Raw genomic sequence first — 780 nt, 5'->3', positions numbered from 1 at the left:
CGCTCCTCCTATCAGCCCTTTGCCATAGCGAATAGCCACAGGCGGACTCCTTTTTTCTTCTGTCGGCGAACACATTCCTTCGTGGCATGCCATTCCTGGCTGTCTTCGAATGTGGTCGCGAAAAGCAGCTTGCCAATGCCGGCAAAAGCGGCATGAGGTCAAGCCATGAGCGCAGCCTCGTCAGGCTAACTTGCTGATTTTTCAGCCCCTGTTCCGAGTGCGGTAGCAGGGGAGTGGACGTCTCTACCTTTTAAAAGGTTCCACACTTGGCAGTATTTAGCCACCCCCAATGGGGTGAACGGTGGTCCGCCAGCCTGGGTTTGCGCTATACTCGCCGCCCTTTTTTGACTCACCTGCCAGGCGATTTCCCATGACCCACCAGGCCGCCGAAGTCGCGAAACGCCGCACTTTCGCCATTATTTCCCACCCCGATGCCGGTAAAACCACCATCACCGAGAAGCTCTTGCTGATGGGCAAGGCAATCGCAGTGGCCGGCACGGTGAAATCCCGCAAATCTGACCGCCATGCCACCTCCGACTGGATGGAAATGGAAAAACAACGGGGTATTTCCATTACCACGTCGGTCATGCAGTTTCCGTATCGCGATCACATGATCAACCTGCTCGACACCCCGGGCCACGAAGACTTCTCCGAAGACACCTACCGCACCCTGACCGCGGTGGACTCGGCCTTGATGGTCCTCGACGGCGGTAAGGGCGTCGAGCCACGTACCATCGCCTTGATGGATGTGTGCCGCCTGCGTGATACGCCGATCGTCAG

Annotated in this window: 1 protein-coding gene; it reads left to right on the top strand. The window is 57.4% G+C overall.

Features of this window, described 5'->3' with window-relative positions:
- Window positions 1–370 precede the first annotated feature (370 nt).
- A partial coding sequence (locus MCRY_RS22500) for a GTP-binding protein (protein WP_139834180.1) occupies window positions 371–780 on the top strand: 410 nt, incomplete at its 3' end.

This window comes from Marivita cryptomonadis, from assembly GCF_002115725.1.
GTDB classification, from domain to species: Bacteria; Pseudomonadota; Alphaproteobacteria; order Rhodobacterales; family Rhodobacteraceae; genus Marivita; species Marivita cryptomonadis.
This window is presented reverse-complemented; position numbering and strand designations above follow the sequence as displayed.